The sequence below is a fragment of the Pseudarthrobacter sp. NPDC059871 genome, from assembly GCF_042731175.1.
Classification (GTDB): Bacteria; Actinomycetota; Actinomycetes; order Actinomycetales; family Micrococcaceae; genus Arthrobacter.
Genome location: NZ_JBHWJV010000011.1, coordinates 1 through 21047 on the forward strand (window position 1 = coordinate 1; position 21047 = coordinate 21047).

Consider the following 21047-nt stretch of genomic DNA (forward strand, 5'->3'; position numbering starts at 1 on the left):
CCACTGGCACAGGCCGCTCTGACGATGGCCGACAAGCCGGTGGTATGGCTGGCGTCCACGGAGTTCCCGGCGGCAACGATGCTGACAGTGGCACCAGGAGCGACCCTTACGCGGTTGACCTCAGCAAGATCCCCGCACTCAAGGCCGACGTCCTCGTCACCGTGCCGATCTTCACCCTGCTGGGACGCACCGATGAACCGGCAGTCCTGGACGGATACGGGCCCATCCCGGCGGCCATGGCCCGGAATCTCGTCGCCGACGGGGCGGCCTCGTTCTACCGGGTCCTGACCGACCCCCGCGACGGAGCGCCCTTGGAGATTGGCCGGACCAGCTACCGGCTGTCGGAGGCGATGAAACGCTGGATCAGGATGCGCGATGGGCACTGCACCTTCCCCGGCTGCACCAACACCAGCACGGACAACGACACCGACCACCTCACCGCCTGGCAGCACAACGGGACAACAGGAGTCAGCAACCTGGCCCAGCTCTGTCCCAAACATCACCGGCTCAAGCACAACAGCGGCTGGACGCCCACACCAGCCACCGAAACTGAACCACCGGCTGGACCTCACCCACAGGCCGCCACTACCCGGCACAACACCCCGACCCCCAACCACCACACTGGCCACCCGGACTCCCCGAACTTGAACAGGATCGGGCCCTGACCTGCGACATTGACGCGGCCGAGGAACCTGGCATGCCCGGGCAGCCTGCCGCGAGCGGAGACCCTACGCAGGGTGGCGACGTTGGAGCGGCCGGGAAGTCTGTCGCGACCAGAGTGCCCGACACAATCGAAGATCTGCCGGCGGGCAGCGACGTTATCCTGAGGGGCTGGACTGACGCGGCCGAAAGCATTGCCAGAGCGCAGGAGCCAGCATAGCAAACGTTTCCCGGGGAACTGCCGGAGGAAACGACTGTCCACGGATCAGCTGAAGCACAGTTGTCGTTGGAGGAGCAGATACTTGCCGGCATTGCAGTCTGTCCGGAACACCTGCTCGCGGACCCACCCGACGACGAGTCACTGGATAGAGAGCTACTCGGAGAGGACCTCATCGAACCCGGAGATCTTTCCCCGGACGATCCGCTGTGGGAGGCCTTCTACGCGACACCTTTCGTGCTTCCGGCTGATCCATGGGGAGGCCGCACAGACTGGTTGCTTCACGCCTAGCAGTCGGCAGGCCCGCACGGATCATGCACGGCGAAGAATCGGTCCTTTATCGCTGTATATCGAAAATCCTGGGTGGAAACCGGAGGTGCCGCAATATCCCACTATTCGCTGCGGGTGCCAAAAACAATCTCGTCCCAGGACGGGACGCTGGACCGCTTGGGGCGGGACGGCTGACGCTCGGGCGCCTCAGCCTCCGGCGACTGACCCTTCACGCTGGACTGGCCGTCGTCGTTCCTCGACGCGAACCGGCGCTGGCCGCCGCCCAGCAACTCGTCCAAACCTGCATTGGTGCTGCCGTCACGCCCGGAGGGAGTGTCGTTGGAGGACGTGTCAGCAGGGAGTTCCGGAGCGGACTGGCTGTCCGGCCGGGTTGCACTGTTCTGCGGGGACGCGACAATGGTGACCTCGCGCGTTTCCGTGCTGACACCGTCGTGCAATCTAAGAACATCATCCTCAACGTCACGGTGGGGCGGGATCAGGCTCAGGCGGGACAGCATGGAGGGCCTCGCATCACGGCGGCGGACGAAGGAATCGCCCTTTGCTGCGGGAGCATCCGGCTGGTCGTCCTGCCGCCCGTTGTCCGGTTCTGCGACCTCGGCCCCAGTCTCAGCCTCAGGTTCGGGGACTACCTCTGACGGCCGCGGGTGAGCCGCCGGCACCCCGTGGGTCAGGAGCATGGCGAGGGCATCATCGGAGTCCTCGTCGACGCCCAGGCGCTGGCCCCGGCGCGAACGGAGCATGTCCAGCAGCCCATCAGCTTCCTTGCCGGGCCCTGCAACGACACTCTGCGGGCCAGTCCGCACAGCATCGGCGTCGGTTTCGAAATCGAAGGGACGGTCCGAGACCGCCGACAGGCGGCGGGCCGGAACGGGTCCATCCAGGGGCTCCAGCTCACTGAGCTGCTGGGCCCAGCGGTTGGTGTTCTGCAGCGCCTTCCGGACGGGGTTAAAAGTCCACGTGGCCGGCGGTTCCTCGCCGATCCCGGCAGTGCCGTCAGTCTTTGCTTGGAAACTTGCGGTAACAGTCCAGGTTCCATCCTGCTTGCGCCACGAATCCCATTCAACTGCTGAGGGATCTATGCCGTGGGCGGTCAGCCGGTGCGACACCATCTCATCCAGGGTGGCGGGATTGTCGCCAAAAGCGGACCTGTAGACGTCATGGCCGGGGGAGGGCGTGGCTACTTCAACCTTGCGGGCCTGCTGCGCAATGTATTCCCGTTCGGCAAGGACCGGGCCTTCGTATCGCTCGACTTTCGCAAGCGGCAGGCCGGAAATTTCTGCGACGTCGGCGGCCGTGGCACCGGCGCGGATCCGCGCCTGGATGTCCCGGGGGGACATCGGAATGGCAGGCCGTTCCGGCGTCAGCTTCGGAGCCGACCGGCCCGCCGTCCGGAGCGCTTCATCGATCGGCAGCCGGAACATCTCACCGCCGGCCCCGCTCAACAGGAGGTGAGTCCCGTCGTCGTGCACGCCTACAAGCCGTAGATCCTGCATCCAAAATCCTCCACCCTGGCATCACTATCAATCGAAACTCTGCCACCCGGTGGGCGTTATTTGCCTCAAGGGGCAGGGCGCGCCGCGATATTCCGGCCTTCCGGCGTTGCCACCGCGTTCCTGTTCGAATGCCGCGGGCCCGGGTCTGTCAGCCGTTCTTGTCCCTGGCCTGCATGGGGGTACCTGACGTATCAGTGGCGGGTAAGGGCCGCCGCGAGTTCTTCCGGGTGCCGCGACGAGGTCAGCCAATAGGGCGTCTTGTCGGCAGGATCGGTGATCTCTACCTTGACTACGGGGTCGATCCACCCGCGGATGCAGAGGTAGGCCAGGCCGTTGAGCCTGGTGCCGCGCTCCGCCGTCGCTTCCCCGCCGCTGAAGTGTTCGACGGCGCCGACGAACTTGCGCTCGATGGTGGCTCGGCCAACGGTGAAGGTTTCCCCGGTGACCAGGAGGGTCGGCGTCGACACGATGAGGAGCACCGCCATGATGGCGAAGAGGACCACCGCTGCAGTGATGCCGGCGAACATGCTGATCGGTGCAAACACGAGGATCCCGGCTGCCGAGATTCCAGCAGCAATGATCCAGATCCACACGTTGGGCCAAAGCTTCTCCCTGTAAGTGGCCGAGGACCCTGTAGACGGGCTGGGCGTGGGGGCGGGGGAGCTTGTTTCGGGCATAGGCCAAGCTTTCCACCTTTGCCGGGCTATTTCATCTTGGCGGTCAATCCGCACATGCCGTCCACCCCGGCCATGGGCCTCCGCCCTTCGGTGGCCCACCCTAGGTCTGATCCTGAAGCGAGGGTTAGAGTGAGTGACTGTGACTGATCAACCCTCCGCAGCAAATACCGTTTTCGACGAAGCGCCGGAACTTCCGGCCTCCGCTCCCACCCTCCAGGTCCGGCTGAAGATGCTGGATCCGGAACTGGAAGCGCCTTCCTACGCCCATCCCGGCGACGCCGGCGCGGACCTCCGCGCGCGGCAGGACGTGACCCTCCAGCCAGGTGAGCGTCGGCTCGTCCCAACCGGCGTGGCCATTGCCCTTCCTGAGGGATTCGTGGCCCTGATCCACCCCCGTTCCGGCCTCGCCACCAAGCACGGCCTCACCATCGTCAACGCCCCGGGAACAGTCGACGCCGGTTACCGCGGCGAGATTTCGGTCACCCTCCTGAACACCGATGTGAGCCAGGCCATCGAGCTGCGGCGCGGCGATAGAATTGCGCAGATGGTCATCCAGCGCGTCGAGTATGCACAGTTCGTTCCAGTCACGGAACTGAGCGGGTCCGTGCGCGGCACCGGGGGCTTCGGCTCCACCGGCGGGTTCAATCTGCCCGGAGCCTGATCGGGCCCGTGGCAGCTGGTGCCACGGCCAACGCAGTACGGCGACGGTACCTCCCAGGGCCGGACCGGAACATTCACACTAAAGGAGAAACATCCTCATGGCCTTTGGGTTCGGCAGGAAAGCCAAGACGGAGCAACCGGACGCACCGGACGGGTTGCTCGCTGACGATGCGCCCGCAGACGGTGAAGCGGAGGCAGTCGACCAGCCAGCCACTGGCCCCTTGGATGAGTCTGAAATCAGCAGCCGCGACGGTTATGTGGACCTCGGCGCCCTGCTGATCACCCCCAGCGAGGGCCTCCAGCTCCGCCTCGAGGTTGAGGAAGCCACCCAGCGGGTCGTGGCAGTCACCCTGGACCTCAACGGGTCCAGCCTGCAGCTGCAGGCTTTTGCCGCACCCAAAACCGAAGAACTCTGGGAAGAGATCCGCACCCAGATCGGCCAGTCGGTCGGTGCGCAGGGCGGCCAGGTGGAGGACATCGAAGGCCCCTTCGGAACAGAACTCGTGGCCAAGCTTCCTGCCGGGCTCCCCGACGGCAGCCAGGGATTCCGGGTGGCGCGCTTCATTGGCGTCGACGGACCCCGCTGGTTCCTTCGTGGCGTGCTCGGCGGACCTGCTGCGCTGGAACGTGACGCGGCTGAACCGCTCGAAGCACTGTTCCGGAAGGTGGTGGTGGTCCGCGGGGACAGCCCCATGCCTCCACGCGACCTTCTCCAGCTGCGCCTCCCCAAGGACGCAACCACCACACCGCCCCCGGGCGCTCCGAACCTCCAGGAGCCGGAACGCGGCCCCGAAATCACCCAGATTGGCTGAAGCCGTGGGTGGGGGATCACCGGCGTCGCACGGCAAGGCTCCGGTTCCCCTGGACCAACTGCCGGACAAGGGGCGCGTCCTGTGCCAGGGCCGCATCGAGTCCGTCACCTATGTTCCAGCCGACCGGACGGCGGCATTCAGCGCCATAGTCTCCGACTCCGGCGCCCTCCGTCCGGGATCCGTCCGGGCCGGCGCGGCAAGAGCGCGCCTCCGGGTCGTGTGGCTGGGCCGGCGCCGCGTTCCCGGCATCGAAGCCGGGACCGAGCTCAAGCTCGAAGGCATGCTGTCCAGGAGCGAGGGGATGCCCACCATCTTCAACCCGCGCTACGAAATACTTTCCCACCAGGAGAACGAATGACCGCGCACCAGCCAGACCCGTCGCCCGGCGCGGCCCACCAGGACACCTCCGGCAAGTCCGGAGCTAACGGCGCGCAGGGTGGTCAGTCTCCGTCAACAAAAGACCAGGTCAGCAACTTCCCGGCCGATGACAGCCGGGACAACGGCCCACGGGACGGCGGCGGGTCCTCGCCTATGGCCGGCTTGGCCGCCGACTACGCCGCCAAGGCTGGACTGCACAGGACCCACGACGGGCGCGTCGACGTCCTGAAGAGCGCGGGCGGGGTCCAAGGCATTGCCGAGAGCATCCTGCCCGGTCTGGTCTTCCTCATTGCCTTTACGGTGACCCAGGACCTGACCCCGTCGCTGGTGGCGGCGCTGGCCACCGCCGCGGTGTTCACTGTGGCGCGTCTCGTGCAGCGGCGGCCGCTGACCCAGGCACTTGCCGGGGTTGTCGGCGTCGGAATTTCCGCGTGGCTTGCGAACACCACAGGCAAGGCCGAGGATTTCTACCTGCCCGGGTTCTTCACCAACGGGGCGTACATCATTGCGATGGTGATCTCGATCTTCGTGAAATGGCCCGTTGCGGGGCTGCTGTTCGGCTTTATCCGCAATGAAGGGCTGGACTGGCGCAAGGATCCGGCCCGCGTTCGTGCCTACCAGCTGGGCACCTGGATCATCGTCGGCGTCCTGGCACTGCGGCTCCTGGTGCAGGTCCCGCTCTACCTGATGGGACCGGAGGGGCTCGCAGCCCTGGCGACCACGCGCCTGATCATGGGCGCCCCGCTGTACATCCTTGGAGTCTGGATCGCCTGGCTGGTCACCCGGCCCGCCGACGCGGATGCAGCGGGCAGCCAAACGCCCGCGAAGGGCTAGGCTCGCCGGGAATCCTGCGCCTCGTGCTTGTTCAGGCCGGCCACCGCCGGCCCGGGCGGGTCACGCAACAGGTGCCGCGGCCATGCTATCCGTCGAACCCGTCGTCCTCCAGGGACGACTGCCGGGCCTGCCGGGAATCCTGAGTCGTGCCGGCATGCGCAGTATCAGCGGATGCGGCGCTGCCGTTCACAGTGCCAGCATCGGTGTGCTCCGCGCTGCCACTCACGGCGCGGACCTGATCCCCGCCGCCAGAGGCTGTGCCGGCTCTTGACTGCACCTGACCGCCGGGCGTTTCCCCTTCCTCCGGCTGAGCTGCTGAATCGGCAGCATCGGGGGAGAGGAGGGCACGCAATTCATCCTCCGCCGCGATAGTGGTGACGAAGAACAGTTCGTCACCGCCGTCGATGACGTCATCCCGGCTGGGAGTGATGGGTGCATGGTCCCGCAGGATCGCCACCAACGTGGAATCATCGGGCCACTCGATGTCGCCCACGGTGCTGCCGATGACATGCGAGTCGTGCGGAACCGTGAATTCCACCAGGGAGGCAACACCCGTCTGGAGGGTCAGGAGCCGGACCAGGTCGCCGATTTCCACGGCCTCTTCCACCAGGGCGGTCATCAGCTGCGGGGTATTGACTGCAACGTCCACGCCCCAGGAGTCGTTGAACATCCAGTCGTTTTTCGGGTTGTTGACGCGGCCCACCGTACGGCCCACGCCGAACTCCGTTTTCGCCAGCAACGAGACCACCAGGTTGACCTTGTCATCGCCCGTGGCGGACACCACCACGTCGGCTTCCTCAACCTTCGCCCCTTGGAGCGTGCTCAGTTCGCAGGCGTCACCCACCAGCCAGTGCGCACCCCGAAGGCCACTGCGGCCGATGACCTCGGGCTTGAGGTCGATCAGGAGGATCTCGTGCTTGTGGGAAAGCAATTCCCTGGCAATGGACGATCCGACGCTGCCCGCGCCAACGATCACGACTTTCACTGCAACTCCTTAGCGGGGGCTTTGGTCAGGACCTGGGCGACGTGGGAAGTACGGTCAACCTGGAGCATGGCGTGGACGGTGTCGCCGTCCTGGTAGGCCGTGCCGGCATCCGGCAGCAGCCCTTCTCCGAAACGGGTGAGGAACGCCACGCGAACACCGGCCGCCTTCTCGATGGCGCTGATCCTGTGGCCCACCCACCCGGCGTCCAGGTCCAATTCCGCCAACACCAGGCGTCCGGACGGTTCGCGGTAGTCGCCGGCAAGGTGCTGCTCCGGAAGGATCCGGCGAAGCACCTGGTCGGCGCTCCAGCGGACCGCCGCCACGGTGGGGATGCCCAGGCGCTGGTAGATCTCGGCGCGGCCGGGATCGTAAATCCTTGCCACCACATGCGGCACATGGAAGGTTTCGCGGGCCACCCGGGTAGCCAGGATGTTCGAGTTGTCGCCGCTTGATACAGCTGCGAAGGCGTAAGCCTCTGCCACGCCGGCCTGTTTGAGCGTTTCCCGGTCGAAACCGACGCCGGTGACCTTCCGCCCCGTGAACCCCTGCCGGAGCCGGCGGAACGCGCGGTCGTCCTGGTCGATGATGGCCACTGAGTGCCCGGCATCTTCGAGTGTGTGCGCCAGCGTGGCCCCCACCCGGCCACATCCCATGATCACGAAATGCGCCACCGTATCTCCTCTGTATTCCGGTCCAGCTTCTGCAGCTAGAACTCTACCGGCAGCGCCCCCGCTTCCTGCCGCCCCGCTGCCGTCATGACATCATCCGGGAATCAGACTAGCTTTGTGGAGTGCTGACAATATTCAACGCGGTTAAGCGCGTTCTGGTGGGCAGGCCGTTCCGGAATGACCGGATGGCCCATACCCTGCTTCCGAAGAAGATCGCCCTTCCGATCTTCGCGTCTGATGCACTGTCCTCCGTCGCGTACGCGCCGGACGAAATCCTGCTCACCCTGGCCCTGGCCGGCGTCAGCGCCGTGGCCTTTTCCCCGTGGGTTGGCCTGGCCGTCATGGTGGTCCTGCTGACCGTGGTGGCGTCCTACAGGCAGAATGTCCATGCCTACCCGTCCGGTGGTGGCGATTACGAGATCGCCAATGAGAACCTGGGCAAGTACGCCGGGCTCACCGTCGCCTCAGCGCTCCTGGTGGACTATGTCCTCACCGTGGCGGTCTCCATGTCCTCGGCAGCGGCATATTTGACCACGGCGGTGCCCTCGCTCCACGGCCAGCAGGCCACCATCGCCACCATCGGCGTGATCATCCTGGCCCTGGTCAACCTGCGGGGCATCAAGGAGGCCGGCAGCGTGTTCGCCGTCCCCACGTACATCTTCATGGCCTCCATTCTTGGCATGACGGCGGTAGGCGTCTACCAGGTGGCCACCGGACAGTTGGGCGAGGCCCCCTCCGCCGCCTTCACTATCGTCCCCGCGGCAGGCTTCGACGAGGGCCTCGTAGGACTTGCCGGCGCCTTCCTCCTGCTGCGTGCCTTCTCCTCGGGAGCCGCGGCCCTCACCGGCGTCGAAGCGATCAGCAACGGCGTGCCCAACTTTCGTCCGCCCAAGAGCAAGAATGCCGCCACCACGCTGCTTCTGCTGGGCGTTATCGGCGCCTCGATGCTGGCAGGGATCATGTTCCTGGCCCAGGCAACAAAGGTGCACATTGTCCTGGACCCTGCCAAGGAATTTCTGCTCAACGGCAGCCCGCTGCCTGAGGGGTACATCCAGAACCCGGCCATCAGCCAGATCGCGCAGACAATCTTCGGCCCGGGCTCAATCCCGTTCTACATTGTGGTGGCCGCCACCGGCGTCATCCTGGTGTTCGCCTCCAACACCGCGTTCAACGGGTTTCCGGTGCTGGGGTCCATCCTCGCCCAGGACGGGTACCTGCCGCGCCAGCTCCGCACCAGGGGCGACCGGCTGGCCTTCAGCAACGGCGTCCTGGCCCTGGCCGCCGGAGCCCTGGTGCTGATCATCGCGTTCAACGCCGATGTCACCAAGCTCATCCAGCTCTACATCGTTGGCGTCTTCATCTCCTTCACGGCCAGCCAGCTCGGCATGATCCGGCACTGGGGCCGGGAGCTGAAGCTCGCCAAGGACAAGGCCGTGCGGCGCAGGATGCTGAAGTCCCGCACCATCAACACCATCGGCTTCGGCATGACCGCGCTGGTCCTGGTGATCGTGCTCATCACCAAGTTCGAACAAGGTGCCTGGATTGCGCTGCTCGCCATGTTCATCCTGTTCCTCATCATGTGGAGCATCCGCGCCCATTACGACAACGTGGCCAAGGAACTGGCCGTGGACGAGGACTCGTCTCCGCGCGCGCTGCCCACCCGCGTCCACGCCGTCCTCCTGGTGTCCCACGTGCGCAAGCCGGTGCTCCGCGCCTTGGCCTACGCCCGCGCGTCGCGCCCGTCCAGGCTGGACGCCATCACCGTCGACATCGATGCCGCCGAAACCGCGCACACCGTCAATGACTGGGAGAAACTGGACATCCCCGTTCCCCTGACAGTGCTGGCGAGCCCGTACCGGGAAACCGTCACGCCCATCATGGAATACATCAAACAGATGCGCCTCGACTCTCCGCGCGACCTGGTGGTGGTCTACATCCCCGAGTACGTGGTGGGCAAGTGGTGGGAGCAGCTGGTGCACAACCAGACGGCCCTGCGCATCAAGACCAGGCTGCACTTCGAACCCGGAGTCATGGTGGCCAGCGTGCCATGGCAGCTCAAATCATCCGAAGAAGCCAAGAACCTCCAGGACGTGCAATGACCTCCAGAACCTCCACCACCGCCGCCGCCGGCAGCACAACAGATGCGCATGCGGGGGAGGAACTCGTCGTCGAGGTGGGGCCCATCGCCCACGGCGGCCACTGCGTAGCCCGCCACGAAGGCCGCGTCATCTTCGTCCGCCACGGCCTTCCCGGGGAAAAGGTCCGTGTGCGGCTCACCGACGCCGGGGACAGCGCAAAGTTCTGGCGCGCCGACGTCGTGGACGTTCTGGACGCGTCCCCGGACCGTGTGGACCACTTTTGGCATGCGGCGGATTCCACCCGGGCCTGGGGGCATGGACATCCTCCGGTGGGCGGTGCGGAGTTCGGCCACATCAGCCGGGGCCGGCAGCTTCGGCTCAAGGCCGAGGTGCTGGACGAACAGCTCAGGCGGCTGGGCGGGACGGGACAGCCGCCGGCCGGCTGGAGCGGCGCCGTGGAGGCCGTGGGAGAAGCGGCCGACGGCGGGACGGGCCTTGGGTGGCGCACGCGCGCCAGTTTCTCGGTGACGCCCTCGGGGAAGCTGGGCATGCACGCGCACCGCTCCACGCAGGTCCTCCCGGTTCGGGAGATGCCGCTCGCCACGGACGCCATCAACGCCCTGCAGCTGTGGAACATCGACCTGCAGGGCATCGAACGGGTGGAAGTCGCGGCCCCGGCAAACGGTTCCCGCCCGCTGGTGCTGCTGGCTCCGGCGGAGGGAACCAAACCCAAACGACTGGCTGCCGTTGCCGCGGCCCTGCCGGATGACGTGTCGGCAGCCGGGTTCGACCCCGTCTCGGGGGAAGTGACCCGGTTGCGGGGCCGTTCGTGGGTACAGGAATCCGCGGCCGGCCACGACTACCGGGTCACGGGCGCCGGGTTCTGGCAGATCCACCGCGACGCGCCCGGGACACTTGTGGGGGCTGTCACAGATTTCCTGCACGGGGGCGGGTTCCTGCACCCCGGAGCGGTGGTTGCGGACCTTTATGCCGGCGCCGGACTGTTCACCGCGGTGTTGGCCGACGCCGTGGGGGAGACCGGCTCGGTACTGTCCGTTGAGGGCGCACCGGGAACCAGCAGGGATGCCCGCAAGAACCTGCATGCTGCCCCGCAGGTGGAAATTGTGCAGGGCCGGGTGGAGCGTGTCCTGCGCCAAAAACCGCGGAATTTCGACGCCCTGGTCCTCGACCCGCCGCGCGCCGGTGCCGGCAAGGCAGTGGTGCGGCAACTGGCCGACGCGCACCCGCGGGCCATTGCCTACGTATCCTGCGATCCGGCGTCGTTCGCCCGTGACGTGTCCTACTTCCGGGACGCTGGCTGGGAGCTCGCCAACCTGCGGGCCTTCGACATCTATCCGCACACCCACCACTTGGAGACGGTGGCGCTGCTGACGCCCCGTTCGTGACGGCAGCATCCATGATGGCCACGGCGTTTTCGACTACGATGGCCGTAGTAGTCCCACGTCGCGCCCCGTATTCGCGGGCGGCTGTGTGCCATTTTCGGGTCCTGAGCTAATTAGGACCACCTAACTAGCAGGCGGTCAACCGCGCGACAAAGATGAAACTGTTGCGAGAGGAGTCCTGCGATGAGCACTGTGGACAGCTTCGGTTCAAAAGGCCAACTTAATGTAGCCGGAACCGAATATGAAATTTTCCGGTTGAACTCCGTTGAAGGTGCAGAAAACCTTCCGTTCAGCCTCAAGGTATTGCTTGAAAACCTGCTGAGGACCGAGGACGGCGCGAACATCACTGCCGATCACGTCCGCGCCCTGGCAGGCTGGGATCCCAATGCGGAACCCGATACAGAAATCCAGTTCACGCCGGCGCGCGTGATCATGCAGGACTTCACCGGCGTCCCCTGCGTGGTGGACCTGGCGACGATGCGTGAAGCGGTCAAGGAACTTGGTGGCGACCCCAAGCGCGTCAACCCGCTGGCACCGGCCGAAATGGTCATCGACCACTCGGTGCAGATCGATGCCTTCGGTAACTCCGGCGCGCTGGAGCGCAACATGGAGATCGAATACCAGCGCAATGGTGAGCGCTACCAGTTCCTTCGCTGGGGCCAGACCGCGTTTGACGATTTCAAGGTCGTCCCCCCGGGAACCGGCATCGTGCACCAGGTCAACATCGAGTACCTGGCGCGCACGGTCATGACCCGTGAAGTCAACGGCGCCCTGCGTGCCTACCCGGACACCTGCGTCGGCACCGACTCCCACACCACCATGGTCAACGGCCTGGGCGTGCTCGGCTGGGGCGTCGGCGGCATCGAAGCCGAGGCAGCCATGCTCGGCCAGCCCGTCTCCATGCTCATTCCCCGCGTCGTCGGCTTCAAGCTGACCGGGTCCATCCCGGCCGGCGCCACCGCCACCGACGTTGTTCTCACCATCACTGAGCAGCTGCGCCAGCACGGCGTGGTGGGCAAGTTCGTTGAGTTCTACGGCGAGGGTGTCGCGGCCGTGCCGCTGGCCAACCGCGCCACCATCGGCAACATGAGCCCGGAGTTCGGTTCCACCGCCGCCATGTTCCCCATCGACGACGTCACCCTGGACTACCTGCGCCTCACGGGCCGCTCCGATGAGAATGTTGCCCTGGTCGAGGCGTACGCGAAGGAACAGGGCCTCTGGCACGATCCTTCCCGCGAGATCAAGTTCTCCGAGTACCTTGAACTGGACCTGTCCACTGTCGTTCCGTCGATCTCAGGCCCTAAGCGCCCGCAGGACCGGATCATCCTCAGCGAGTCCAAGGACCAGTTCCGCGAGGACCTCCGCAACTACGTCAAGGTTGACCTGGCCGACGGCAGCCTGGACGAAGCGATCGACGAGAGCTTCCCGGCATCGGATTCCCCGTCGTTCACCGCTTCGGCCACGCACCTCACGGAGCAGGCCCCCCACAGCCACGGCCCCAAGGCCAATGGACGCCCGTCCAAGAAGGTGGCCGTCACCACCGCGGACGGCCGGGAGTTCGAGCTGGACCACGGTGCGGTGTCGATCGCGTCGATCACCTCCTGCACCAACACGTCCAACCCCTCGGTGATGCTGGCTGCTGCCCTGCTTGCCCGCAACGCAGTGGAAAAGGGACTGGCCGCGAAGCCGTGGGTCAAGACCTCCGTCGCCCCGGGCTCCAAGGTAGTGACCGACTACTACAACAAGTCGGGACTGACCCCGTACCTGGAGAAGCTCGGCTTCTACATCGTGGGTTACGGCTGCGCCACCTGCATCGGCAACTCCGGCCCGCTCGACGCCGAGATCTCCGAAGCCATCCAGGCAAACGACCTCTCCGTCACGGCTGTGCTTTCCGGCAACCGCAACTTCGAAGGCCGCATCAACCCGGACGTCAAGATGAACTACCTGGCTTCCCCGCCGCTGGTCATCGCCTACGCCCTGGCCGGAACCATGGACTTCGACTTCGAAGCCGATGCCCTGGGCCAGGACGAAGCCGGCAATGACGTCTTCCTGAAGGACATCTGGCCGAACCCGGTCGAGGTCCAGCAGGTCATTGACTCCTCGATCGACAAGGGCATGTTCGCCCGCGGCTACGAGGGCGTCTTTGAAGGCGACGACCGTTGGAAGGCGCTGGACACCCCTGCGGGCGACACCTTCGCCTGGGATGCCAAGTCCACCTACGTCCGGAAGCCCCCGTACTTCGAGGGCATGAAGGCACAGCCTGAGCCGGTCAAGGACATCAGCGGCGCCCGCGTGCTGCTGAAGCTCGGCGACTCCGTCACCACGGACCACATCTCGCCTGCCGGTTCGTTCAAGTCCGACACCCCCGCCGGCCAGTACCTGCTGGCCAACGGTGTGGAGCGCAAGGACTTCAACTCGTACGGCTCCCGCCGTGGCAACCACGAGGTGATGATCCGCGGTACGTTCGCGAACATCCGCATCAAGAACCAGCTCCTGGACGGCGTGGAGGGCGGCTTCACCCGCGACTTCACGCAGGCCGACGGCCCGCAGGCCTACGTCTACGACGCCGCGCAGAACTACCAGGCAGCCGGCACCCCGCTGGTGGTCCTGGCGGGCAAGGAATACGGTTCGGGTTCGTCGCGTGACTGGGCTGCCAAGGGTACCGCCCTGCTGGGTGTCAAGGCCGTTGTCGCCGAGAGCTACGAGCGCATTCACCGCTCCAACCTCATCGGCATGGGCGTCCTGCCGTTGCAGTTCCCGGCCGGCGAGAATGCTGCCAGCCTGGGCCTCACCGGCACGGAAACCTTCTCGGTTGAGGGCGTCACCGCCTTGAACGAAGGCACCACCCCCAAGACCCTCAAGGTCACGGCAACCGCCGAAGACGGCTCCTCGAAGACCTTCGACGCCGTCCTTCGCATCGATACGCCGGGTGAAGCGGACTACTACCGCAACGGCGGCATCCTGCAGTACGTGCTGCGCCAGATCTCCGCTAACTAGCGGAGCCTGCCAGCAGGCAGAACCACTCCGAAGCCCCGGCCGGTCACCGACCAGCCGGGGCTTCGGCCGTCCGCCTGAGCCTTGTCCGCGGACCAAGGCGTTAGAGTTAAACGGCACGTCTACCACCCGAAGGAGGGGTCATTGGGAATCTTGGACACCATCCGGAATCCGCAGGACCTGAACGATTTATCCGAAGAGCAGCTGGAACAGCTGGCCTCGGAGATCAGGGAATTCCTGATTACTAACGTTTCCCAGACGGGCGGCCACCTCGGACCCAACCTCGGCGTCGTGGAACTCACGCTGGCCGTGCACCGCATTTTTGACTCGCCGCGTGACAGCATCGTCTTCGACACCGGACACCAGTCCTACGTCCACAAGCTGCTGACCGGCCGGCAGGATTTCAGCACCCTCCGCCAGCAAGGCGGCCTCTCCGGCTACCCCTCGCGGGCCGAGTCGGAACACGACATCGTGGAAAGCTCCCACGCGTCCTCGTCACTGTCCTGGGCCGACGGGATCTCCCGCGCCCGGCAGCTCACCGGCGAAGGCGACCGCCACGTCGTCGCCGTCGTGGGGGATGGCGCGCTGACCGGCGGGATGGCCTGGGAGGCCATCAACAACATCGCAGCCGACAAGAAGCGGCGCGTCGTCATCGTCGTCAACGACAATGGGCGCTCCTACGCACCCACCGTGGGTGGTTTCGCCGACTACCTGGCGTCCCTGCGCCCCACCATCGACTCCTTCCGTGCAGCACCTGCCTACGAGAAGGCGCTGGACTGGTGGAAGAAGAAGCTCCAGAACGGGGGCCCGGCGGGCCAGTTCACCTACAAGAGCCTCCACGCCATGAAGAAGGGCGTCAAGGACTGGTGGGCCCCGCAGGGCATGTTCGAGGACCTCGGCATGAAGTACATCGGCCCCGTGGACGGGCATAACCTCCAGGCCTTGGAGCACGCCCTCGCCACCGCACGGAACTACGACGGCCCGGTGATCGTCCACGCCATGACCGAGAAGGGCCACGGCTATGCGCCCGCCCGCGCCCACGAGGCAGACCAGTTCCACGCCGTCGGCATCATCGATCCGGAGACCGGCGAACCCACCGGTACTGCGGGCGCAAAGTCCTGGACGTCGGTCTTTGCCGACGAAATCGCCGCGATCGCGGACGAGCGCAATGACGTCGTGGGCATCACCGGCGCCATGCTCATCCCGGTGGGCCTGCACAAGTTTGCCGCCAAGCACCCGGACCGGGTTATCGACGTCGGAATTGCTGAACAGCATGCCCTGACGTCCGCAGCCGGCATGGCCTTCGGCGGACTGCACCCCGTGGTGGCCGTCTACGCCACGTTCCTCAACCGTGCCTTCGACCAGCTGCTCATGGACGTGGCACTGCACAAGGCCGGCGTCACCATCGTCCTGGACAGGGCAGGCGTCACCGGCCCGGACGGCGCCAGCCACCACGGCATGTGGGACATGTCCATGGTGCAGATTGTCCCCGGCCTCCACCTGGCCGCGCCCCGCGACGCGTCACGCCTCCGCGAGGAGCTGCGCGAAGCCGTGGCCATCAATGACGCACCCACCGTGGTCCGTTTCTCCAAGGGATCCGTCGGGGCGGAAATCGAAGCGCTGGAACGCCTCAGCGACGGCGTTGACGTGCTGGCACGCCGGCCCGCAGGCTCCACTGCCAACGATGTCCTCATCGTCAGCGTCGGCGCCATGTCCGAGCTCGCCCTCGACGTGGCCAACCGGCTCGGCGCGCAGGGGATCAGCACCACTGTGGTGGACCCCCGTTGGGTCCTTCCGGTCCGCCGTTCCATCATCGCCCTGGCCTCGCACCACCGCCTGGTGATCTGCATCGAGGACGGCGTCCGCGCCGGCGGAGTGGGATCGCGGATCCGGCAGGAAATGCGGGCAGCAGGTGTGGACACAGCGCTGAACGAGGTGGGCCTTCCGGTTGAGTTCCTGGACCACGGTACCCGCAGCGAGGTGATGGAGCGCGTGGGCCTCACCGCCCAACAGATCACGCACGACGTCGTCGCCCAGGTTTTGGGGACAAAGGTCCCCTTCGCGCGTCCATTGCCGGGGCAGGAACACCCCACCACCGGCAGCCTCCCCATCCTGTGAGGGGAGAAGAAAGGCTGGAGGACCAAGGCGGGCGCGCTTATCCCGGCTTGCTGGGAGACCAGCACGAAACCGGCCACCCAGGGGCAACCCGGACACCGCAGGGACTCGAACCCGGCCAGTTGGTGGTGGCCCGCAACCGCAAGTGGAACGGCAAGGCACACTGGGTGGTGCCCGGCCGCTACCTCGGCGAGGACCGGCACGGCTGGTGGATCTTCCAGGGCACGAACGAGTTCTGTTCCCGGCCGGGCGCGGCGTTCTACACCAGGTCCGACGCCGTCCTCCTGGTTCCGCGCGACGGCGACTGGGTAGCCACCTTCTACGATGATGCCCACCCCGGTGGCGTCCGGATCTACATCGACCTCGCCGTGGCCCATGAATGGAACCCCATCCGGCCGCACGTCACCGAATTCCACGTCATCGACATGGACCTGGACGTGGTGAGCACAGAGGGCCGCGGCGTCTTCATCGACGACGAGGACGAGTTCGAGGACCACCGCGCCGCCATGAACTACCCCGCAGCACTGGCGGAGTCCCTTGAGGCTTCCGCCGCAGAACTTTTCCAGGCCGTTAAGGCGCAAGAGGCACCGTTCGACGGCACGGACGTCGGCTGGTTTACCAAGGGACGAATATGAGCGACAACATGCGGGTCTACAAACGCGACGACGAAGGCGCACTCCACTTCCGGGAGGCATGGTACGACGAAGAGTACGGCCAGTTCGTCATGAACTTCGGTGCCGTGGGGCACCAGAGCAAGACCCAGGAGACAGACGTACCGGATGCTGCCGCCGCCGACGGGCTGATGGATGCCTTCGCCGCGCAGTGCGCCGAGGATGGCTACGCCGAGATCCCTGCCGAAGACCAGTTCTGGGTGGTGGCCCAGTTCGCCCTGAAGACCCGTGAAGGCACCGCCCGCGACCACCACCTTGCCCAGAAGGCGTCCGACGCCCTCATCAGCCACCTCGCCTGGCGGGGCCTGGGCACCGTGGACCGCAGCGGGTTCAGCGACTTCAAGCTCAACATCTTCTGCCTCTGCCCGGACGTGAACAAGGCCGTCGCCGCCATCAAGATATGCGCCCGCGGCGAGGACCTGGACTTCACCAAGCTCAGCATCGGTGCTGCCCCCTTCAGCGATCCGGAAAACTTCAAGCTCAAGCACTCCGCCAAACCCGCCAACAGCTTCAGCCTCTAGGAGTTCCCTGTGACAACGAACCGCCGCGTCGGAAAATCTGGCCTGACCGTCTCCACGGTGGGCCTGGGATGCAATAACCTGGGCCGCGCCAACACCCTCACCGAATCCCAGGAAGGCACCGACGCCGTCGTTTCCGCGGCCCTTGATGCCGGCATCACGCTGTTCGACGTGGCGGACAACTACGGCCGCGAGCCCGGACTCAGCGAGACAATGCTGGGCAAGGCGCTCGGCAACCGCCGGCACGACGTTGTGGTGGCCACGAAGTTCGGAATGGATGCCAAGGGCGTCAACGGTCCGGATTTCGGCGCGCGCGGTTCCCGCCGGTACATCATCCAGTCCGTCGAAGAGTCCCTGCGGCGCCTTGGCACCGACTGGATCGACCTCTACCAGTTCCACACGCCGGATCCGCAGACGCCCATCGACGAAACCCTGTCCGCGCTGGACGACCTTGTCCGCAGCGGGAAGGTCAGGTACATCGGCCACTCCAACCGCGCCGGCTGGCAGATCGCCCAGGCCGAGTACGTGGCACGCGAACTCGGCGGAGCCCGCTTCATCTCCACCCAAAACCACTACAACCTCCTGGACCGCCGGGCGGAACTGGAGGTCACCCCCGCTGCCGAGGAATTCGGCCTGGGCGTCCTCCCGTACTTTCCGCTGGCCAACGGCCTGCTGACCGGCAAATACGCGCCCGGCCACGCGCCGGACGGGTCGCGGCTCAGCCACACACGCACCAACATGGTGGACGACGCCGACTGGGACCAGCTGGGCAAGTTCAGCCTGTTCGCCAAGGAACGCGGCCTGGGCGAAGTGGAGGTCGCCTTCTCCTGGCTCGCCGCCCAGCCGTCCGTGGCCAGCGTCATTGCCGGGGCCACCAAACCGGAGCAGGTCCGGCAGAACGCTGCTGCGGCCCACTGGCAGCCGTCGGCGGACGACCTCGCGGAACTGGACAGCATCTTTCCTGCCGTGCCCAAGGTAGCCCTCTTCTAGGCGCCGCGAGGACCGGCACCAGCCAACCCCTGCAGCTGAACCCCAACGACCGAACCCCGCAACCGGACCCGCAACCATGACCGCATTCCTGCTGGACGTCGACACCGGCATCGACGACGCCCTGGCCCTTGCGTACCTTGCCGCCCTGCCGGACACGGAGTTCGTGTCCGTCACGGCCACCCCCGGAAACGTGGACGCGGACCAGGTGGCACGGAATACCCTGGCGCTGCTGGAACTGTGCGGACGCCCCGGCGTTGAGGTGGCCATCGGGGCACGGGAACCACTGTCCATCCCGTTGGTCACCACCCCGGAAACGCACGGTCCGCAGGGGATCGGCTATGCCGTCCTGCCCGAACCGGGCGGGCAGGTCTCGGCGCGGAACGCCGTCGACCTCTGGATCGACCATGCCCGCGCCCGGCCGGGCGAACTCACCGCGCTCATCACTGCACCGCTGACGAACTTCGCCCTGGCCCTCCGCAAGGAGCCGGACCTGCCCGAGCTGCTGGCCGGCGTCGTGATCATGGGCGGAAGTTTCTATTACCAGGGGAACACCACGCCCACCGCCGAGTGGAACACCCACGTGGATCCGCATGCGGCCAAGGAGGTGTACGCCGCCTACCGCGGCAGGCCCGCCGCGAAGCTGCCGGTGGTCTGTTCGCTGGACACCACCGAGCGGATGGAGATGCGGCCTGACCATGTCCGGCAGCTCGCCGAGGCGGCCGGTGCCTCCATTCCCGAGCTTGTGCTCCCGGACCAGCCCGAGGGCCGTCGGAGCACCTCAGATAACCGCGTCATCCGTCACCTCTCGGACGCGTTGCGGTTCTATTTCGAGTTCCACAGGCTGTACGACCAGGGCTACCTGGCGCACGTCCACGATTTCTTTGCCGCAGGAGTTGCCGCGGGCACCCTCGAGTACAGTGCGCGGCCGGCAACCATCGACGTCGAGACGGACTCGCCGCTGCTGATGGGAACGACTGTGGCTGACTACCGGGGGCTGTGGGGGAGCGCACCGAACGCCCGGATCGTCTCGGCCAACAACCCGGAGCAGGCGTTCCGGGAACTCATCACGGCCATCGGGAACCTGGCCGCCCGGCTGGGCTGACACGGGGCCGCTAGAGCGGGGCGTCCGCCGGTACATCGGTGTCCAAGGCCAGCAACGCGTTCTCCACCACTTCCATCAGCGCCGGGTGGATCCAGTACGGGCCGCGGGCCAGCTCGTGCACGGGTGTCTCCTGGTATATGGCCTGCACCAGCGGCTGGATCAGGTTGGACGCTTCGTGGCCCAGGATGTGGGCCCCCAGCAGCCGTCCCGTCGAGCGCTCGGCGATGAGCTTGACCACCCCCTCCTGGTCCTCCATGGCCCATCCGTACGCGGTGCTGCCGTATTCCTGCAGGGCGGTGACAACCTCGGATCCGGCTGCAGCGCCGGACCGGGCCTCCTCTTCCGTCACCCCCACCGAAGCGATCTGCGGATTGGAGAACACGGCGGACGGGACGGCGGTGTAGTCGATGTCTCGGAGTTTGTCCGGGTGCTCAAGGTTATGGGCCACCACCCGGGCTTCCCTGTTGGCCACGTGCTTGAGCTGGTACGGGTTGGCTGCGTCGCCCAGTGCATACACGCCCGGCAGGGGTTCGCCTCCGGAGAGGACCCGAAGCTTTGAGTCCACGGCGAGTATCCCGTCGTCGTGCAGGTCAAAGCCCGCAGCTCCGGCTCCCAGCCTGTCGGTGTTGGGGACCCGGCCAGTGGCCATAAGGACGAGGTCCGCCGGCACCCTGAGCGGTGCCCCGCCGTCGCCCGCGAAGACTGCAGTGACGCTGCCGTCGCCGTTGTCCTCCACGGACTGGATCGCGAAACCGGTCCGGAGCGTCCAGCGTTCGGCGGCAGCGGCCGCGAATCGTTCCGCGATGTCCGCATCATGGCTGCGGAGCAGGCGACCGGACCGGTTCACCTGGGTCACGTCGGAGCCGAGGCCGGCAAAAACACTGGCGAACTCTGCGGCGATGTAGCCCCCGCCAACCACCACCACCCGCCGGGGCAGTCCGTCCACCCGCATCACCGTGTCCGAGGTGTGCACCTGGGGCAGGTCAATGCCCTCAATGTCCGGCACCACAGGCCGCGAACCCGCGGCAACCACTACCTGGTCCGCTGTGATCTCCACCCCGGAGTCCGTCCGCAAGGACCGCGGACCTGTGAAGCGCGCGTGCTCCTCGTACAGATCAACGTTGTCCAGCTCGTCCGCCCGGTACCGGCGGCCCGATGCTGAGATGGCGTCAATCCGGCCGAAGATCCGGTCCCGGATGCCGTTCCAGTGCACCTTGTCCAGGCTCAGGTCCACGCCCAGCCGGCGGGCCTCCGCCGGCGCAGCGGCCAGCCCGGCAGGGTAGACGAACATCTTGGTGGGGATGCAGCCCACGTTCAGGCACGTTCCGCCGAACACGCCGCCGTCGATCAGGGCCACCCGCTTGCCGTCCCAGTACGGGGTAATCAGCGAGTTCCCTGATCCGGATCCAATGATGGCGAGTTCGTAGTGCGGCATGGGGCCAGCTTTCAGTGGAGGACCCCCTGCCAGGGAGGGCCGTTGTTCTTTGGGCGGGCCGCCAGC

At 66.2% G+C, this 21047-nt stretch carries 17 protein-coding genes and 2 pseudogenes; 14 read left to right on the top strand and 5 right to left on the bottom strand.

The window, feature by feature from the left end; translation table 11 throughout:
• Positions 1-880: pseudogene (locus ACFV4R_RS15035) on the top strand (hypothetical protein); the annotation flags it as partial.
• Between the two features lie 66 nt (positions 881-946).
• Positions 947-1168: a hypothetical protein gene (locus ACFV4R_RS15040; RefSeq protein WP_377203187.1), complete on the top strand. Its 222-nt coding sequence runs from the start codon at positions 947-949 to the stop codon at positions 1166-1168.
• Between the two features lie 101 nt (positions 1169-1269).
• On the opposite strand, the gene sepH is transcribed toward ACFV4R_RS15040, so the two are convergent.
• Both sepH and ACFV4R_RS15050 read right to left on the bottom strand, forming a co-directional pair.
• Positions 1270-2661: a septation protein SepH gene (gene sepH, locus ACFV4R_RS15045; RefSeq protein ID WP_377203188.1), complete on the bottom strand. Its 1392-nt coding sequence runs from the start codon at positions 2659-2661 to the stop codon at positions 1270-1272.
• Between the two features lie 191 nt (positions 2662-2852).
• Entirely contained in the window at positions 2853-3338 is a 486-nt protein-coding gene (locus ACFV4R_RS15050) for a DUF3093 domain-containing protein (protein WP_377203189.1), read from the bottom strand.
• A 139-nt stretch (positions 3339-3477) separates the two neighbouring features.
• On the opposite strand from ACFV4R_RS15050, the gene dut reads away from it, so the two are divergent.
• The 4 genes from dut (at position 3478) to ACFV4R_RS15070 (ending at position 6022) form a co-directional block, all read left to right on the top strand.
• Positions 3478-3999: a dUTP diphosphatase gene (dut, locus tag ACFV4R_RS15055; RefSeq protein ID WP_377203190.1), complete on the top strand. Its 522-nt coding sequence runs from the start codon at positions 3478-3480 to the stop codon at positions 3997-3999.
• A 97-nt stretch (positions 4000-4096) separates the two neighbouring features.
• Positions 4097-4810, top strand: coding sequence for a DUF3710 domain-containing protein (locus ACFV4R_RS15060; RefSeq protein WP_377203191.1), 714 nt, complete (start codon positions 4097-4099; stop codon positions 4808-4810).
• A complete protein-coding gene (locus tag ACFV4R_RS15065) occupies positions 4803-5168 on the top strand; it encodes a hypothetical protein (protein WP_377203192.1) in 366 nt (121 codons plus the stop codon). The genes ACFV4R_RS15060 and ACFV4R_RS15065 overlap by 8 nt, the downstream gene beginning before the upstream one ends.
• A 173-nt stretch (positions 5169-5341) precedes the next feature.
• Positions 5342-6022: a DUF3159 domain-containing protein gene (locus ACFV4R_RS15070; protein ID WP_377203369.1), complete on the top strand. Its 681-nt coding sequence runs from the start codon at positions 5342-5344 to the stop codon at positions 6020-6022.
• A gap of 292 nt (positions 6023-6314) precedes the next feature.
• Here the strand turns inward: ACFV4R_RS15070 and ACFV4R_RS15075 are convergent.
• Together ACFV4R_RS15075 and ACFV4R_RS15080 are read right to left on the bottom strand one after the other, a co-directional pair.
• A pseudogene (locus ACFV4R_RS15075) lies at positions 6315-7007 on the bottom strand (potassium channel family protein); the annotation flags it as partial.
• On the bottom strand, positions 7004-7678 hold the full coding sequence (locus tag ACFV4R_RS15080) for a TrkA family potassium uptake protein (protein WP_045730364.1): 675 nt from the start codon (positions 7676-7678) through the stop codon (positions 7004-7006). The gene ACFV4R_RS15080 and the pseudogene ACFV4R_RS15075, both read right to left, overlap by 4 nt.
• Before the next feature lie 119 nt (positions 7679-7797).
• Between ACFV4R_RS15080 and ACFV4R_RS15085 the strand changes: the two genes are divergently transcribed.
• From ACFV4R_RS15085 to ACFV4R_RS15120, 8 genes are all read left to right on the top strand, one after another.
• Positions 7798-9774, top strand: a complete 1977-nt coding sequence (locus ACFV4R_RS15085) for an APC family permease (protein WP_377203193.1) — start codon at positions 7798-7800, stop codon at positions 9772-9774.
• Entirely contained in the window at positions 9771-11159 is a 1389-nt protein-coding gene (locus tag ACFV4R_RS15090) for a class I SAM-dependent RNA methyltransferase (protein ID WP_377203194.1), read from the top strand. Before ACFV4R_RS15085 ends, ACFV4R_RS15090 begins: the two co-directional genes overlap by 4 nt.
• Positions 11160-11339: 180 nt before the next feature.
• Positions 11340-14153 carry an aconitate hydratase gene (locus tag ACFV4R_RS15095; protein ID WP_377203195.1) on the top strand — a complete coding sequence of 938 codons (2814 nt, stop codon included), beginning with the start codon at positions 11340-11342 and terminating at the stop codon, positions 14151-14153.
• Between the two features lie 141 nt (positions 14154-14294).
• A complete protein-coding gene (gene dxs, locus ACFV4R_RS15100) occupies positions 14295-16268 on the top strand; it encodes a 1-deoxy-D-xylulose-5-phosphate synthase (RefSeq protein WP_377203196.1) in 1974 nt (657 codons plus the stop codon).
• Positions 16269-16315: 47 nt separating this feature from the next.
• Positions 16316-16900, top strand: a complete 585-nt coding sequence (locus tag ACFV4R_RS15105; RefSeq protein ID WP_377203370.1) for a DUF402 domain-containing protein — start codon at positions 16316-16318, stop codon at positions 16898-16900.
• Positions 16897-17457: a hypothetical protein gene (locus ACFV4R_RS15110; RefSeq protein ID WP_377203197.1), complete on the top strand. Its 561-nt coding sequence runs from the start codon at positions 16897-16899 to the stop codon at positions 17455-17457. Before ACFV4R_RS15105 ends, ACFV4R_RS15110 begins: the two co-directional genes overlap by 4 nt.
• Before the next feature lie 9 nt (positions 17458-17466).
• A complete protein-coding gene (locus tag ACFV4R_RS15115) occupies positions 17467-18444 on the top strand; it encodes an aldo/keto reductase (RefSeq protein WP_377203198.1) in 978 nt (325 codons plus the stop codon).
• Positions 18445-18520: 76 nt separating this feature from the next.
• Positions 18521-19546 carry a nucleoside hydrolase gene (locus ACFV4R_RS15120; RefSeq protein ID WP_377203199.1) on the top strand — a complete coding sequence of 342 codons (1026 nt, stop codon included), beginning with the start codon at positions 18521-18523 and terminating at the stop codon, positions 19544-19546.
• Positions 19547-19556: 10 nt separating this feature from the next.
• Here ACFV4R_RS15120 and ACFV4R_RS15125 read toward each other — a convergent pair whose 3' ends face one another.
• Positions 19557-20981, bottom strand: coding sequence for a mycothione reductase (locus ACFV4R_RS15125; protein ID WP_377203200.1), 1425 nt, complete (start codon positions 20979-20981; stop codon positions 19557-19559).
• Between the last annotated feature and the right edge of the window lie 66 nt (positions 20982-21047).